The sequence below is a fragment of the Kitasatospora sp. NPDC097691 genome, from assembly GCF_040302665.1.
In the GTDB taxonomy this organism is placed as follows: Bacteria; Actinomycetota; Actinomycetes; order Streptomycetales; family Streptomycetaceae; genus Kitasatospora.
Genome location: NZ_JBEORY010000028.1, coordinates 22,596 through 37,484 on the forward strand (window position 1 = coordinate 22,596; position 14,889 = coordinate 37,484).

At 73.7% G+C, this 14,889-nt stretch carries 14 protein-coding genes; 10 read left to right on the plus strand and 4 right to left on the minus strand.

Features of this window, described 5'->3' with window-relative positions; genetic code table 11:
• Positions 1–231: 231 nt before the first annotated feature.
• Positions 232–915, minus strand: coding sequence for a FadR/GntR family transcriptional regulator (locus ABTY56_RS20710; RefSeq protein WP_350630403.1), 684 nt, complete (start codon positions 913–915; stop codon positions 232–234).
• Positions 916–1,095: 180 nt separating this feature from the next.
• Here ABTY56_RS20710 and ABTY56_RS20715 point away from each other — a divergent pair, with 180 nt between their 5' ends.
• On the plus strand, positions 1,096–2,862 hold the full coding sequence (locus ABTY56_RS20715) for a 2-isopropylmalate synthase (RefSeq protein ID WP_350630404.1): 1,767 nt from the start codon (positions 1,096–1,098) through the stop codon (positions 2,860–2,862).
• Between the two features lie 531 nt (positions 2,863–3,393).
• Here the strand turns inward: ABTY56_RS20715 and ABTY56_RS20720 are convergent.
• Positions 3,394–4,206, minus strand: a complete 813-nt coding sequence (locus tag ABTY56_RS20720) for a nucleotidyltransferase domain-containing protein (RefSeq protein ID WP_350630405.1) — start codon at positions 4,204–4,206, stop codon at positions 3,394–3,396.
• Positions 4,207–4,399: 193 nt separating this feature from the next.
• Here ABTY56_RS20720 and ABTY56_RS20725 point away from each other — a divergent pair, with 193 nt between their 5' ends.
• Positions 4,400–5,617 (plus strand): glycosyltransferase, encoded by a 1,218-nt coding sequence (locus ABTY56_RS20725; RefSeq protein ID WP_350630406.1) that lies wholly within the window; start codon positions 4,400–4,402, stop codon positions 5,615–5,617.
• 404 nt (positions 5,618–6,021) lie between these two features.
• On the opposite strand, the gene ABTY56_RS20730 is transcribed toward ABTY56_RS20725, so the two are convergent.
• Together ABTY56_RS20730 and ABTY56_RS20735 are read right to left on the minus strand one after the other, a co-directional pair.
• The gene (locus ABTY56_RS20730; protein WP_350630407.1) at positions 6,022–6,927 is read right to left on the minus strand and encodes a hypothetical protein; all 906 of its coding nucleotides are present in this window, start codon (positions 6,925–6,927) and stop codon (positions 6,022–6,024) included.
• Positions 6,924–7,457 (minus strand): SigE family RNA polymerase sigma factor, encoded by a 534-nt coding sequence (locus ABTY56_RS20735; RefSeq protein WP_350630408.1) that lies wholly within the window; start codon positions 7,455–7,457, stop codon positions 6,924–6,926. Before ABTY56_RS20735 ends, ABTY56_RS20730 begins: the two co-directional genes overlap by 4 nt.
• Positions 7,458–7,663: 206 nt before the next feature.
• Between ABTY56_RS20735 and ABTY56_RS20740 the strand changes: the two genes are divergently transcribed.
• The 8 genes from ABTY56_RS20740 to ABTY56_RS20775 all read left to right on the plus strand — a co-directional run bounded on the left by ABTY56_RS20740 (position 7,664) and on the right by ABTY56_RS20775 (position 14,872).
• The gene (locus ABTY56_RS20740; protein ID WP_350630409.1) at positions 7,664–8,422 is read left to right on the plus strand and encodes an alpha/beta fold hydrolase; all 759 of its coding nucleotides are present in this window, start codon (positions 7,664–7,666) and stop codon (positions 8,420–8,422) included.
• A gap of 195 nt (positions 8,423–8,617) precedes the next feature.
• A complete protein-coding gene (locus ABTY56_RS20745; protein ID WP_350630410.1) occupies positions 8,618–9,379 on the plus strand; it encodes a dienelactone hydrolase family protein in 762 nt (253 codons plus the stop codon).
• 222 nt (positions 9,380–9,601) lie between these two features.
• On the plus strand, positions 9,602–10,561 hold the full coding sequence (locus ABTY56_RS20750) for an urea transporter (RefSeq protein WP_350630454.1): 960 nt from the start codon (positions 9,602–9,604) through the stop codon (positions 10,559–10,561).
• A gap of 57 nt (positions 10,562–10,618) precedes the next feature.
• Positions 10,619–10,924, plus strand: coding sequence for an urease subunit gamma (locus tag ABTY56_RS20755; protein WP_350630411.1), 306 nt, complete (start codon positions 10,619–10,621; stop codon positions 10,922–10,924).
• Between the two features lie 3 nt (positions 10,925–10,927).
• A complete protein-coding gene (locus ABTY56_RS20760) occupies positions 10,928–11,869 on the plus strand; it encodes a sirohydrochlorin chelatase (RefSeq protein WP_350630412.1) in 942 nt (313 codons plus the stop codon).
• Between the two features lie 23 nt (positions 11,870–11,892).
• Positions 11,893–12,426 (plus strand): urease subunit beta, encoded by a 534-nt coding sequence (locus tag ABTY56_RS20765; protein ID WP_350630413.1) that lies wholly within the window; start codon positions 11,893–11,895, stop codon positions 12,424–12,426.
• On the plus strand, positions 12,426–14,150 hold the full coding sequence (gene ureC, locus ABTY56_RS20770) for an urease subunit alpha (protein ID WP_350630414.1): 1,725 nt from the start codon (positions 12,426–12,428) through the stop codon (positions 14,148–14,150). The genes ABTY56_RS20765 and ureC overlap by 1 nt, the downstream gene beginning before the upstream one ends.
• The gene (locus ABTY56_RS20775) at positions 14,147–14,872 is read left to right on the plus strand and encodes an urease accessory protein UreF (protein WP_350630415.1); all 726 of its coding nucleotides are present in this window, start codon (positions 14,147–14,149) and stop codon (positions 14,870–14,872) included. Before ureC ends, ABTY56_RS20775 begins: the two co-directional genes overlap by 4 nt.
• Positions 14,873–14,889: the final 17 nt, after the last annotated feature.

A 14,889-nucleotide genomic window follows, 5' to 3' on the forward strand; every position in this document is an offset into this window, starting at 1 on the left:
ATACCGTGTGATTGGAGTGAAAGCCCGTTCGCTGCCTGAGCGGCGCTTGTACACGCCGTGGGCACAATGTCATTCAGTTGTTGACTGTCTGTATGCGGAGCAGGCTGTTCCGGGCTTGCTCGACACAGTGTCAACGAGCCGCGCGGCCACTGGATGGCCCTCGTGTGAAAACTGTGTGATGCCGCCCCATGGGGTCGCCAGGGGGCGGTCGCGGCGGCCCGGGCGCGGTGCTCAGTCCGCCAGGAGGCGGGAGCGGGTGGCCTCCAACTCGGCCGCCAGGACCCGCCCGGCGGCCTCCGGGGTGCCGTCGCGGACGGCGCGGACGAGGGCCGCGTGCGAGTCGTAGCCCTGGTTCGGATCCTCGTCCCGGATGCCGAACAGGCCGACCAGTGCCACCAGTTGCTCCCGCAGGACCGGGGCGAACTGGGCGAAGAGGTCGTCCAGGACGGGGTTGTGGGCGGCCGCCACGACTGCCGTGTGCAGGGCGATGTCGGCGTCCACGAAGGCGGTGTCGTCGGCCCCGCCCGCCGCGCGGCGGGCCGCCAGGGCGGCGTCGAGGGCGGCGAGGTCCGCCTCCGTACGGCGGGTGGCCGCGAGGCGGGCGGCCTGCACCTCGACCATCGTCCGCACCTCGTAGACGTGCGCCAGCTCGGCGCGACGCAACCGGGCGGACCAGTCCCCGGCGGGGCGGTCGGCGGTGACGAACACCCCGGAGCCCTGGCGGCTCTGCACCATTCCGGCCGCGGCGAGCGTGCGCAGCGCCTCCCGGACCGTCGAGCGGCCGACGCCCAACTCCTTGGCCAGCGCCACCTCGCCGGGCAGCTTCCCGCCCACCGGCCACCGGCCGGCCCGGATCTGCTCCTCGATCCGCGCGGCGGCCTGTTCGGCGAGGGGGGAGGGGCGGAGCGGGGTCATCGGGCTCACCTGTCAGGTTGTCTGAGGACTTCTGTCGTGGTTACTCTACCCGGCATGCAGCCGTGGATCCTCCCCGTGGGAGGCCTTCTTCTTGGTGGCCGCAGCGGGGCGTGACCGGACCGGCACCCCGCTGCGGGGCGCCGTCCTGCCGGTCACCGGTACGCGTCATGAGGAACTCGCATGAACTTCCCGACCCTGCACGCCCCCGCCGGGCCCGTCCCGGCCGACGCCCCCGCCTGGAACCCGCAACGCGGCGGCGCCATGCCCTCCCACCGCTACCTCCCCGCCCACCGGCGGGTCCACGTCCCCGCCCTGATGCGGCGCTGGCCCGGCCGGCGCATCGAACGGGCTCCGCTGTGGGTGCCCGTCGACCTGCGGGACGGCAACCAGGCGCTCGCCGAACCGATGGACCCGGCACGCAAGCAGCGCATGTTCGACCTCTTCCTCGCCATGGGCTTCAAGGAGATCGAGGTCGGCTACCCCTCCGCCAGCCGGACCGACTTCGACTTCGTCCGGCAGCTGGCCACCACCCCCGGCGCCGTCCCCGAGGACGTCACGGTCGTCGTCTTCACCGCCGCCCGGGCCGACCTGATCGAGCGCACCTTCGAGGCCGTCGCCGGCCTGCCGCGCGTGGTCGTCCACCTCTACACCGCGACCGCGCCGCTGTGGCGGGACGTCGTCCTCGGCAAGGACCGGGCGCAGCTGCGGGCGCTGATCACCGAGGCCGCCACGCACATGGCCCGACTGGGAGAGGGCCGGGACGGCCTGCGGTTCCAGTTCTCGCCCGAGGTGTTCAACCTGACCGAGCCCGACTACGTCCTGGAGGTGTGCAACGGGCTGACCCGGCTGTGGGACGCCGACCCGGACCGTCCGGTCGTCCACAACCTGCCGGCGACGGTCGAGATCGCCACCCCGAACGTCTACGCCGACCAGATCGAGTACATGGACCGGTACCTGGAGCGGCGCGACTCGGTGATCCTCTCCGTCCACCCGCACAACGACCGGGGCACCGGCGTCGCCTGCGCCGAACTCGCGCTCCTGGCCGGCGCGCAGCGGATCGAGGGCTGCCTGTTCGGCAACGGCGAACGCACCGGCAACGTCGACCTGGTCACCCTGGCGCTCAACCTGCACACCCAGGGCGTCGACCCGATGCTCGACCTGTCCGACATCGACGAGATCCGGCGCACCGTCGAGCACTGCAACCGGCTGCCCGTCCACGAGCGGCACCCCTACGCCGGGGACCTGGTGCACACCGCCTTCTCCGGCACCCACCAGGACGCCATCAGGAAGGGCTTCGCGCAGCACGCCAAGACCGCCGCCGAGCTGGGCATCACCGAACGGGAGGCACCCTGGTCGGTGCCGTACCTGCCGATCGACCCGGCCGAACTCGGCCGGGACTACGAGGCGGTGATCCGGGTCAACAGCCAGTCCGGCAAGGGCGGGATCGCCTACCTGCTGCAGGCCGGCGAGGGGCTGGAGCTGCCCCGGCGGCTGCAGATCGACTTCGCGCGGGTCGTGCAGCGGGCGACGGACGACAGCGGGAGGGAGATGACGGGCGAGGAACTGTACGGGCTGTTCCGGGCGGAGTACCTCGATGAGGGTTCCTCATGGGCCTGGCGGGTGGGCGACGACTGGGCAGAGGTCGACGGACGGCGGGGCACCGGCGCCGGGCCGCTGGACGCGGTCGCGAACGCGGTGGGAGCGGAGATCCTCTCCTTCAGCGAGCACGCGGTGCGCTCCGGGCCGGATGCCGTCGCCTACGTCCAGGCGCGGATCGGGGGAGCCGGCGGCCCGGTCGTCTGGGGCGTCGGCCGGGACGCCTCCGTCCTCACCGCCGGCGTACGGGCGGTCCTGAGCGCGGCCGGTCGGGCGGCGGCGGGCTCCGGTTCCGGCGCCGGCGTCGAGACGGGGGAGGGCATGAGCGGAGTTCATGAGGCGGGGTCATGAGGGCGACTCATGGGGGGGCAGGATCATGAGGGCCACTCATGGGGGCGGGTCATGAGAGGACCTCATGGCGCCCGAGTCATGAGAGGACCTCATGGAGCACGGCGAAGCACGCGTCATGAGTGCGAGTCATGAGCATGAGCATGAGCATGAGTCATGAGTCATGGGCACGGGCCATGAGCGAAAGGCATGATGGGCCGATGACGTCCCCTTCTCTCCCCACTCGAAGCCAGGCGGTCGCCGAGGCGCTGGCAGCGGCCGGCACCTGCGGGTGACGGCCGGCACCGCGTCCTCCGTCACCCCCGACTGGCCCGGGGCGGGCAGCCCGCCGGCGACCGCGGGCAGCCCTCCGACCGGGGAGCGTCCTGGCGCCCGGCCGCGGCGGTAGCGGCGCGAGGAGTCCGGTGCCCGTGTGCGAGGGAGTGGGAAGTCGGCCGGTCCGACGTCCCACTCCCCGGGCGTCGGAGCGGTGGCCTCCGACGATCTCGATCCGGGCCGGCTCAGGCCGGACGGCCGCGGGCGCCCGCGGCAGGCTCAGCGGCCGAGCGCGGCGACGGTCTCCCGGGTCAGCTCCTGCGCCCGGGCGACCGTCGCCGCCAGGTCGTCCGGCGACTCGCCGGGCCCGGCCAGGAGGGCACGGGCACGTCGGCCGAAGTCCGTTGGTGCGGCGGGCAGTTGCGAGGCGACGGCCAGGGCGCCCTTCTCGTTGAGGCACCAGCGCCGGTCATGGGCGTGGAGCGCCTGCACCAGGACGCCGAACGCCCGGGACAGGCAGAGCGAGACGTACAGGGTGTCCGCGCGGGAGGCGCCCTTCGCGGCGACGTCCAGCAGGAACCCGGCCTCCCACGCCGCCGCCGTCAGGGCCGCGCGGAGCGGTTCGGGGTAGGCCGAGGTCTGCTGCTTCAGCGTCGTCAACTCGCCGGTGGGATCGGCGAGTACCTGCCCGCAGGCCACCTCGCCGGCGTAGCAGGGGGACCAGAACCCGAGCGGATGCCCCGGCTGCACCCCCACCTCGTAGCGGCCCTCGCGGCAGTCCGCCCACACCCGCTCGACGCGGTCCAGGTCCCGCAGGATCCAGTCCACGGCGACACCGTCGACCCGCAGCCACGCACCGCCGTTCACCCACGGACCCCACCCGCCCGGCCCGGCCACCTCCGCACCGGGGCCGGCGAGCGCCCGCAGCGCCCCGAGGTCGAGGCCGTCGCCCCGGCTCCGGTAGTACACGCCCAGATCCCAGTCCGAGTCCGCTGCGTGCTCGCCCCGCGCCCGGCTGCCCCCGAGCATCACGCCCACCACGCCCGGTACGGTGGTCAGTTGCTCGGCCATGCCCTCGATGATCGTTCGCATGAGCAGAGCCTGACAGAGAGCCGGAGCCGGCGTGCGGCACGAGGCCCGGAGGAGGAACAGGGGGAAGGGGAGGTGCACTCACTCCCCGCCACGCTCAACGTATAGCGCACGGGGGGCCTTGCCGCAAGGCCCCGGTGATGCCGCAGAATCACCGACTCAACGTCCGGGCCGGCGAACACAGGAGAGTCACGACGTGCGAGTGGTGTTGTCGACGTACGGGTCGCGCGGGGATGTCGAGCCGCTGGCGGGGCTGGCACTGCAGTTGAAGGCGTCGGGTGCCGAGGTTCGGGTGTGCGCCCCGCCGGACGAGGAGTTCGCGGCGCGACTGGCCGAGGCCGGGGTGGACCTGGTGCCGGTCGGGCAGTCGGTGCGCTCGTTGGTGAGCGGGCCGCCCCCGGCGCCGTCGGAGCTCCCCGCGCGGGCGGCCCGGCTGGTCGAGCAGTTCCACGGGGCGGTGCTCGCGGCGGCCGAACCGGGTGGCGTGGTGGTGGCGACCGGGCTGTTCCCGGCCGTGGCCGGTGCGCAGGCGGCCGCCGAGCAGTTGGGCGCGCACTTCGTGTGCGTCGCCCTGCAGCCGACCATGCTGCCCTCCCCGCACCACCGGCCGTTCGAGTACCCGATGCAGCCGTACCCGGCGGGGGTGACCGACAACCGGAAGCTGTGGGAGCTCAACATCGGCGCGATGAACGCGCTGTTCGGCGAACCGGTCAACACTCACCGGGCGGCCGTCGGGCTGCCGGTCGTCGACAACGTCCGCGACCACGTCCTCACCGACCGTCCCTGGCTGGCCACCGACCCGACACTCGACCCGTGGCGGCTCCCGGCCGACAACGAGGTGGTGCAGACCGGCGCGTGGATCCTGCCGGACGACCGGCCGCTCTCCGCCGACCTGGAGGCCTTCCTGACGGCCGGTGAGGCGCCGGTGTACGTCGGCTTCGGCAGCATGCCGCTGCGCGACGCGGCGGGCGCCGCCCGGGTGGCCGTCGACGCCGTCCGCGCCCAGGGCCGCCGGGTCCTGCTCGGGCGGGGCTGGGCCCGACTGGCCGAGGTCGACGGTGCGGACGACTGCTTCGCCGTCGGCGAGGTCAACCAGCAGGCGCTGTTCCCCCGGGTCGCCGCCGTCGTCCACCACGGCGGCGCGGGCACCACCACCACGGCCGCTCGGGCCGGCGTGCCCCAGGTCCTCGTCCCGCAGATCGTCGACCAGCCCTACTGGGCTTCGCGGGTGGCCGAGTTGGGCATCGGCGTCGCCCACGACGGCCCGACCCCGACGACCGGCAGTCTGTCCGCCGCCCTCCGGCAGGCCCTCTCCCCGGAGACCGCCCGCCGGGCCGCCGCCGTCGCGGGCGACATCCGCACGGACGGGGCGGCGGTGGCGGCGAAGCTGCTGCTGGAGGCGGCCGCGCGCTGACAGCGGTCGGCGGGCCGGGCAGGAGCGGGCGGTCGTCGGGTTCGATGGGGCCGACTTCCCGCTCCCGCCCGGGAGTTACCGCCCATCCTGGGAACTACCGCCCAGCCTGGGAGTTACCGCCCAGCCTGGGAGTTACCGCCCCGCCCGCGCCCGGGTGCCGCGGAGGGCGAGGGTGGGCCGGCCACGCCGGCCCGAAGGTGAAGGGCGCGGCGGTGTCCCCGGGCAGGCCGGGGAGCGCGCTGCAGACCAGGGTGACCGCCGGCGATATCCACGGCCGGAGCAGGGCGTGCCGGGCGACCGCGCCCGCCGCCCCTCGGGCGACCGTGCTCGCGGATCCCCGGGCACCGGAACCCCCTGAGCCGTCACCCCGCCAGGACGTCAGCTCCGACGGTAGGCCCGGAAGGTCAGAGCGCCTCCTCGGTGAGGTACGCGGCGCCGCCGTCCGGGATCCGGTTGCCGTTCCTGTCGAAGAACTGCCACGAGGTGGCCCGCAGCGTCCCCGGACGGGCGACCGCCAGGCGGCGGGTGGGGGAGTCGCCGACGGTGACCGGCTGGGGCTCGGTGGTCGTCCCGTCCGTCCAGGTCACCACCACCCGGCCGACGTCGGGGCCGACGGAGATCAGCACCACGTCCACCGGGGGCACGATGCCGTCCTTGCTGCTGCGGCCGACCAGGCCGCCGCCGACGTCGGTCGCGGCGCGCGGGTCGAGCTTGCCCGGGGACGGTGTGGTGCCCTGTGAGTCGTGCGGCAAGCGCACCCCGTCCACGACCAGGTAGGTGTCGACGACGTCGGAGTCCGGGTCCCAGTAGTGGGCGACGAAGTCCGTCGTCGGCTTGGAGACGGCCGAGTCGAAGGGGGCGCGCTCCTGCCACACGGCCAGCGCCTGCTCGTACGCCCGCTCCTTCGGCGCCGTCGGCCAGAGTGCCTGCCAGAGCTCCCAGGTCCGGCCGTTGGCGACGCCCTGCCCGATCCGGACCCGGACCGGCGTGAACGGGTCGCGCACCCCGGGGGTGGGCGCTCCGGCCGTCGGGGCGGGCGCCGGTTCGACGGCGGCCGTGCCGGACCCGGCGGCGGCGAGCCGGCCGGCGACCGCCGGATCCGGGCGCAGCTCCGCCAGCGCCCCGCCCGTCAGGGCCAGCACCGAGGCCAGTGCCACAACGCCGACCACCGCACGGCGGCGGTGCCGCAGGCGGCGGCCGCCCGCCAGGATGTCCGCCACCGGTGCCGGGCCGACCTTCGCGCCCGCTGCGGCCTCGGCCATCCCGAGCCCGATCCACAGGTCCTTGTCGGCGTCCACGTCCGCGCTCATACCGTTCCTCCGATGTGTGTCGTGTCCTTCAGCGCCACCAGCTCGGTGACCTGCCGCAGTCGTGCGATGCCCTTCGCCGCGTGGCTGCGCACCGCGCCCACCGAGCACCCCATGGCGGCCGCGGTCTGGCTGTCGCTGAGGTCCTCCCAGTGCCGCAGCACCACGGCCTCCCGTTGGCGCGGCGGCAGGGTCGCCAGCGCCGCCAGCAGCGCCCCGCGCTGGTCGGACCGGGCGTACCCGTCCTCCGGCCCGGCCGTGTCCGGCACCGCGTCCACCAGCAGCTCCGGCGGGCGGCGCCGCCAGCGGCGGGCGTGCTGGTTGACCAGGATCCGCCGCACGTAGGCGTACGGATCGTCCGCCCGCCGCACCTTCGACCAGGCCGCGCAGGCCTTCTCCGCCGCGGACTGCACCAGGTCCTCCGCCGCGTACTGTTCACCGGCCAGCAGGTACGCGGTGCGGACCAGACGCGGCCAGACCGCGACGATGAACGTCCGGAACTCGTCGTCCCGCCCGCTCTTCGTTTCTCCCATGAGCACCTCCTTCACCCACCAGGAGCCCGCGGGCGGCCGGAAACGCTTACTCCGGTGCGGGCCCCTCCTCCGGAGTCACGGCCGGCGGGGGCCGCGAGGATCGGTCGGCGCGGCGACGGGGCTCCGACGGGCCTCCGTGGAGAGGAGCTGCGCGACCCGGGGGCAAACCTGTTGGGAACGGTGTGAGCGGCCGGTAGCATCCGCCGGTGATCATTTCTCATGACGTATCAGGCAGCGGGCCCGCCGTGGTGCTGCTGCACTCGTCGGTGTGCGACCGACGGATGTGGGACGCCCAGTGGCAACCGCTGGTCGACGCCGGGTACCGGGTGGTGCGGTGCGACTTCCGGGGCTTCGGCGACTCGCCGCTCGCGGACGGCCCGTACAGCGACACCGCGGACGTCCTGGCCCTGCTCGACCACCTGGGCATCGAGTCCGCGGCACTGGTCGGCGCCTCGCACGGCGGCCGGATCGCCCTGACGGCGGCCGCACTGCGTCCGGACGCGGTGCGGGCGCTGCTGCTGCTGGCCCCGGGCATGCCCGGACACCAGCCCAGCGAGACGCTGCGCGCCTTCGGCGGGCGCGAGGACGCGCTGATCGAGGCCGGCGACATCGACGGCGCCGTCGAGCTGAACGTCGAGACCTGGCTCGGGCCGGAGGCGGACGAGACGGTCCGCGCGAGCGTCCGGCGGATGCAGCGGCACGCGTTCGACGTGCAGGAGGAGGCGAAGTTCGGCCCGGACCGGGAGGAGGTCGACCTCTCCCTGATCACGGCCCCCACCCTGGCCGTCGGCGGCGCCCACGACGTGCCGGACTTCCGCGAGATCGCCGCCGCCCTCCCCGGGCTGCTCCCGAACGCCCGTCACCTCGAACTGCCCTGGGCCGGCCACCTGCCGAGCCTGGAGCGGCCGGAGGAGACGACCGCGCTGGTGCTGGACTTCCTGCGGGAGACCGCACCGGCTCGGTAGCGGCCGGGCGGGGAGCGGGCCGGGGCGGACCGGGCCCGCTCCCTTGCGGTTTCCCGCCCGCTCCGGCGCCCCGGGAAGCACCAAGCGGGAAACCGGGAAACCGCAAGGGCTCGCGGCGTCCCGGCGCGGCGGCGACAACCCGCCGACCCGGGGAAACCCGGGACTCGAACGTGTGTCGGGCGCCATCATGGCTGGGTGCACTTCACTTCGGAGACCAGCTCGGACGGCGTCACTCGGCGCGGCTTCACCCTCGAGGGTGTGCCCGGTGTGCTCTGGCAGCCGGACGGACCGCCGCTCGGCGGGCGGCCGTTGGTGCTGCTCGGGCACGGTGGCGGTGGCGACAAGCTGACGGTGGCCGAGCGGGCGCGGCGGTGTGTCGTGCGGTACGGCTTCGCGGCGCTGTCGCTGGACGCGCCGGGGCACGGGGATCGGCCGCGCAGCGCGCAGGACGAGCGGTTCGTCACGGAGATCGGGGAGTTGCTGGCGGCCCGACGGCCGATCAGCGCGTGGGTGGCGCGGCACACGGCGGCCCTCGCGGAGCGGGCGGTGCCGGAGTGGGTGGCCGTGCTGGACGCACTGGACGCCCTGGACGAGCCGGACGTACTGGGCGGGCCGGGGCGGCGCCTCGGGCCGGTCGGGTTCTGGGGGCTGTCGCTGGGGAGCGTGGTCGGCATCCCGCTCACGGCGGCCGAACCGCGCATCGTCGCCGCGGTGTTCGGGTTGACGGGACACACGGCCCAGACCGAGGCGGCGGAGCGGGTGGGCGTGCCGTTGGAGTTCGTCCTGCAGTGGGACGACGAACTGGTCCCGCGCGAGGGGTCATTGGCGCTGTTCGGGGCGTTCGGCTCGCGTGAGAAGACGCTGCACGCCAATCCCGGCGGTCACCTGGAGGTGCCGGACTTCGAGCTGGAGGCCTCGGAACGGTTCCTGGTCCGGCATTTGGGCATCCCTGAGTAAAACTTCGCAAAGAATTCCCCTCTCCGGGGAAGCCGACCCCCACCTCTTTCAACAAAATGTTGCAGTTCAACGACCCTGTGGTCACGCTTCGTCGATTTGACGTAACCCCCCGTAGGTGACCAACTCCGCAATCCGCAGGAGTACGGTTCCGGAGGAATCGCCGGGGGCTGCCTCCAAACCCACCGGCCGTACCGGAAATTGGTGCGAAGCATGGGTCAGCACATGGGTGGGGAGCACGCGGTCGCGCCGGCTCGTCCGATATCCGTCAGAGTGGTCGCCGAAGTCCTGCGCGGCGTCGCTCAGGTCGATTTCATGCCGTCCGCCGTGTGCGGACTCCTCTTCGTGGCCGGACTGTTCGCGGCCGGCCCGCGGTACGGGCTCTACGGTCTGCTCGGCAGTGCCGTCTCCACCGCCGTCGCGTACGGGCTGGGGCTCGACCGGCGGGCCGTCCGCGCCGGGCTGCACGGGTACAACGGGTGCCTGGTGGCGCTGGGTTGCGCCGTCCTCCTCGGGGCCGGGCACCCGGCCACGGTCGCCGTGGCGGTGCTCGGGTCGGCCGTCGCCGTGGTGGTCACGGCGGGGCTCGGGACGGTCCTGGAGACGTGGCGGCTCCCGGCGCTGACCGCGCCGTTCTGCCTGGTCGCGACGGGCGTCACGGTCGCCGCCCCCGGGTTCCGGCGGCTGTGGCGCGGCGCCGAGGCGCCCGCCGCCCTGCCCGCGGCCGCCGTCGGTGAGACCGGGCTGGGCTGGGACGAGCTCTGGCGCGGCTTCTTCGCGAACATCGGTCAGATCTTCTTCATGCCCCAGTGGTACGTCGGCCTGCTGTTCCTGGCGGGCCTGTTCGCGGCGAGCCGCCTCGCGGGTCTGATGGCCTGCGCGGGCAGCGTCACCGGACTGCTCACCGCCTGGGGCCTCGGTGCGCCTGCCGAGGCCGTCGGACAGGGGCTGCTCGGCTACAGCGGTGTGCTGGTGGCGCTCGCGCTGTGCGGGGTCTTCGTCGCCCCGAGCCGCTGGAGCGCGGGCTACGCCCTGCTCGGCGCGGCCACCGCCACCGTCCTGACCCCGGCGCTCGCCGCGATCTGCGCGCCCTTCGGCGGCCACGCCTTCACCTGGCCGTTCGTGCTGACCACGATGCTGTTCCTGGCGGCCGTGCCGGCCGTTCCCCGCCTGCGCCGGGTCTGATTGTCCGTCCAACTCCCTTGCATTTCATCGGATCCTCGGAAAGGAAGAGTGATTCCTGTGAATCTCTCGCCCCGTGAGATGGACAAGCTGTACATCTACGTCGTCGCCGATCTGGCCCGCAAACGCCGGGACCGCGGCGTCAAGCTGAACTACAGCGAGGCCTGCGCACTGATCAGCGAAGCCATCATGGAAGGCGCCCGGGACGGCCGCACCGTCGCCGAATGCATGGAGATCGGCAAGCAGGTCGTCGGCAACGTCGACGTCATGCCCGGCGTGCGCGAGATGCTGCCGCTGCTCCAGGTCGAGGCCGCGTTCCTGGACGGCACCAAGCTCGTCTCCTGCCACGACCCGGTGGGTGCCTGAGCCATGGCACGACCGCAGCCCGCCACCGTGGTGCTGGCCGGTGGGCACGAGAGCGACGGCGGCCGGGACCTCGCCGCGCTGGTGGCGGCCGGGCCCGCCGTCCACGCCGCCGCCCCGGCGGGCCGCCCGCTCGCCGAGGCCGTCCGCTCCGCGCTGGCCGCCGCCGACCGGCCGGTGTGCGTCGTGCCGATGACGCTCGGCCGCGACCCCCGGCTGGTGGCCGACACCGCCCGGGCGCTGCGCCGGCTCGCCGCCGGCGAGGGTCGCGGCCGGCTCGCCCTGGCCGCACCCTTCGGCGCCGCCGAGCACCTCATCGGCTGGCTGCGCGCCGCAGCCCGCACGGCCCCCGACGGCGCCCTGCTGGTCACCGCCCCGGCGGCCGGCCCCTTCGAGGACGCCGAACTGTTCCGGATCGCCCGACTGGTCCGCCAGTACGGACGGCACCGCTGGGTGGAGGTCGCCTTCGAGGGCGGCGATCCCGACCCGGCCGAGGGCGCCGCACGCTGCCGCCTGCTCGGCGCCCGCGAGGTGACGGCCGTTCCGGCCTCCTTCGGCCCGGCCCTGCGGGCGGCGCCGCCCGGCGTCCGGGACGAAGCACGGGACGGTGTTCGGGGCGGCGTCCGGGACACCGGTCGGTCCGTCGTCCGGGACACCGCTCCGGAGGTCGTGCCCGTCGACGGCCGCGGCGGCGTGCGCGACGGAGGCCCGCTGCTGAGGCCGTCGGCGATCGCCGGCGTGATCGCCGCCCGGACGGTAGCCGCGCTGCACCTGCTCGGGCACGGGGAGGACGGCATCCGGGCCGGCCTCGAGGCGGAGCACGGGCACGGCTACCCGCACAGCCACGGACCGGGCGGGGCGCACCACCCCCACGGCCACCCGGACCCCGTTCCGCACCCCCACCGGCACCACCCCCACGCACCCGCACCCGCACACACCCCCCACTGAACCGGCAGAGAGGAAGGCCAGCCATGTCTGGTGGCGCCGCATACCTGTACGGCGACGACCCGGTGGAGATCAACGCCGGCCGCGCCAAGGCCACCGTCACGGTCAGCAACACCGGCGACCGGGCGATCCAGGTCGGTTCCCACTACCACTTCTTCGAGGCCAACCGCGCCCTCGACTTCGACCGCAACGCCGCCTTCGGCAAGCACCTGGACATCCCCGCCGGCACCGCCGTCCGCTTCGAGCCCGGCGACACCAAGGACGTCACGCTCGCCGAGTTCGGCGGCCACCGCCGTCTGGTCGGCTTCAGCAACCTGGTGGACGGCGGCATCACCGCGCCCGCCACCCGGGCCCGTGCCATCGACCGGGCGCTCGCCCTGGGCTTCAAGGGCACCAACCTCGACCTCAAGGAGGACCGGCCCCGGGACCTCCACCCGGACCTCCACCCGGACTTCCTCCCCGACCTCCACGCGGAGATCCACTCCGAGATCCACTCCGAGATCCACTCGGACGTCCACTCGAAGAAGCACTCGGAGCCCCACCAGGAAGGCGCCCGCTGATGGCCATCCTCTCCCGCAGGCAGTACACCGACCTGTTCGGCCCCACCGTCGGCGACCGCTTCCACCTCGCCGACACCAACCTGGTGGTCGAGGTCGAACAGGACTTCAACCAGGGCCACTACGGCGACGAGGCCGTCTACGGCGGCGGCAAGGGCATCCGCGACGGCATGGCCCAGGACCCGGCCGCCACCTCCGTCCAGGGCGCGCTCGACCTGGTCATCACCAACGTCGTCGTCATGGACCCGGTGCTCGGCGTGGTCAAGGGCGACATCGGCGTCAAGGACGGCTTCATCACCGCCGTCGGCAAGGCCGGCAACCCGCACACCCAGAGCGGCGTGCACCCCGAGCTGGTGATCGGCCCCGGCACCGAGGTGGTCTCCGGCGAGCACCTGATCGCCACCGCCGGCGGCATCGACACCCACATCCACTTCATCGCCCCGCAGCAGGTGCAGGAGGCGCTGAGCAACGGCATCACCACCCTCATCGGCGGCGGCACCGGCCCGTCCGACGGCACCAACGGCACCACCTGCACCCCCGGTCCGTGGAACATCGGCCGGATGTACCAGGCCGTCGAGGACCTGCCGGTCAACGTGGGGCTGCTCGGCAAGGGCAACGGCTCGCTGCCCGGCGCGCTGCGCGAACAGGTCGAGGCGGGCGTGTGCGGCCTCAAGGTGCACGAGGACTGGGGCAGCACCCCGGCCGCGATCGACAGCGCGCTGAGTGTCGCCGACGAGTACGACGTCCAGGTGGCCATCCACACGGACACCCTCAACGAGTCCGGCTACTTCGAGGACACCCTGTCGGCGATCGACGGCCGCACCATCCACACCTTCCACACCGAGGGCGCCGGCGGCGGCCACGCCCCCGATATCATGCGGATCGCCGGCGAGCCCAACGTCCTGCCGTCCTCGACCAATCCGACGCTGCCCTACACCGTGAACTCGGTCGACGAACTGCTGGACATGGTGATGGTCTGCCACCACCTCAGCCACGACATCCCCGAGGACGTCTCCTTCGCCGACTCCCGGGTGCGCGCCGAGACCATCGCCGCCGAGACCGTCCTGCACGACGAGGGCGTCATCTCGATCTTCTCCTCCGACTCGCAGGCGATGGGCCGGATCGGCGAGTCCTTCACCCGCGCCTTCCAGACCGCCCACCACTGCAAGGAGCAGCGCGGCAAGCTCGCCGGCGACAGCGAACGCCATGACAACGTCCGGGTGCTGCGCTACCTCGCCAAGCTCACCATCAACCCGGCCCTCGCCTCCGGCACCGCCGACCACATCGGCTCGCTGGAGCCCGGAAAGCTCGCCGACATCGTGCTGTGGCCGATCAACTCCTTCGCCGCCAAGCCCAAGATGGTGATCAAGGGCGGGGTGATCAACTGGGCGCTGATGGGCGACCCCAACGCCTCGCTGCCCACCTCGCAACCGGTCTACTACCGACCGATGTTCGGCGCGTACGGGCGCGCCAGGCAGGCCACCCGGGTCTCCTTCATGTCCCGCGCCGCGGTGGACCTCGGCGTGCCGGACCGGCTCGGGCTGGACAGCCGGGTGCTGCCGGTGCGGCGGTGCCGGACGGTCGGCAAGCAGCACATGGTGCGCAACGACGCGCTGCCGAAGATCGCGGTCGACCCGGAGACGTACCTGGTCACCCTGGACGGCGAGCCCGCGACCATCGAGCCGGCCCGCGAACTGCCGCTCAACCACCTGTTCTACCTCGCGTGAGCGCCGCCTCCGAGGGCTCGGCCGGCGCGTCCGGGGACCGGTTGGACGCCCTGCTGGTCTGCCTCCAGCTGACCGACTCCGCGTTCCCCAGCGGCTTCTACACCCTCTCGCACGGCCTCGAAGGCTATGCGCAGGCCAAGGCCGTCACCCCGGACACGCTGCCCGAACTGCTCGCCGACCTGCTGCGGCACGGCGTCGGACCGTCCGACGCCACGGCACTCGTCCTCGCCCACCGGGCCGCCGCGGCGGGCGACTGGGAGCTGCTCGCCGAGACCGACCAGCGGCTGCACGCCACCAAGCTCAACCGGGAGCTGCGGCTGGCCGCCACCCGGACCGGACGCCAACTCCTGGACATCGCACGGGAATCGGTGGGCGGCGAGCCGCTGGAACGGTACGCGGCGCTGGTCGCGGACAAGCGCGCCCCCGGCTGCCAGGCGGTGGCCGCCGGGGTGGCCTACGCCTCGGCCGCCGTCCCCGTCGAACAGGCCGTCACCGGCGACCTGTTCGCGTTCTGCAGCAGCTTCGTCGGCGCGGCGCTGCGCCTGCGGCTGACCGACCACCGCCGGGCGCAGGTGGTGCTGCGGGCGGTCGCGCCCGTCGTCCGGGAGGTCGTATCGGCCGCCCTGGTACGGGAGTCGGCCGACATGGGCGGCTGCGTACCGGTCGCCGACGCGATGTCCGGACGGCACGAGCGGGCCGATGCCCGGCTGTTCGCGAGCTGAACCCCTGAACCCCTGGC

Excerpts from the sequence above, each read along its gene's own strand:
- ABTY56_RS20710 (WP_350630403.1), bottom strand. The coding sequence starts at position 915 with ATGACCCCGCTCCGCCCCTCCCCCCTCGCCGAACAGGCCGCCGCGCGG.
- ABTY56_RS20715 (WP_350630404.1), top strand. The coding sequence starts at position 1,096 with ATGAACTTCCCGACCCTGCACGCCCCCGCCGGGCCCGTCCCGGCCGAC.
- ABTY56_RS20720 (WP_350630405.1), bottom strand. The coding sequence starts at position 4,206 with ATGCGAACGATCATCGAGGGCATGGCCGAGCAACTGACCACCGTACCG.
- ABTY56_RS20730 (WP_350630407.1), bottom strand. The coding sequence starts at position 6,927 with ATGAGCGCGGACGTGGACGCCGACAAGGACCTGTGGATCGGGCTCGGG.
- ABTY56_RS20735 (WP_350630408.1), bottom strand. The coding sequence starts at position 7,457 with ATGGGAGAAACGAAGAGCGGGCGGGACGACGAGTTCCGGACGTTCATC.
- ABTY56_RS20750 (WP_350630454.1), top strand. The coding sequence starts at position 9,602 with ATGGGTGGGGAGCACGCGGTCGCGCCGGCTCGTCCGATATCCGTCAGA.
- ABTY56_RS20760 (WP_350630412.1), top strand. The coding sequence starts at position 10,928 with ATGGCACGACCGCAGCCCGCCACCGTGGTGCTGGCCGGTGGGCACGAG.
- ABTY56_RS20765 (WP_350630413.1), top strand. The coding sequence starts at position 11,893 with ATGTCTGGTGGCGCCGCATACCTGTACGGCGACGACCCGGTGGAGATC.
- ureC (WP_350630414.1), top strand. The coding sequence starts at position 12,426 with ATGGCCATCCTCTCCCGCAGGCAGTACACCGACCTGTTCGGCCCCACC.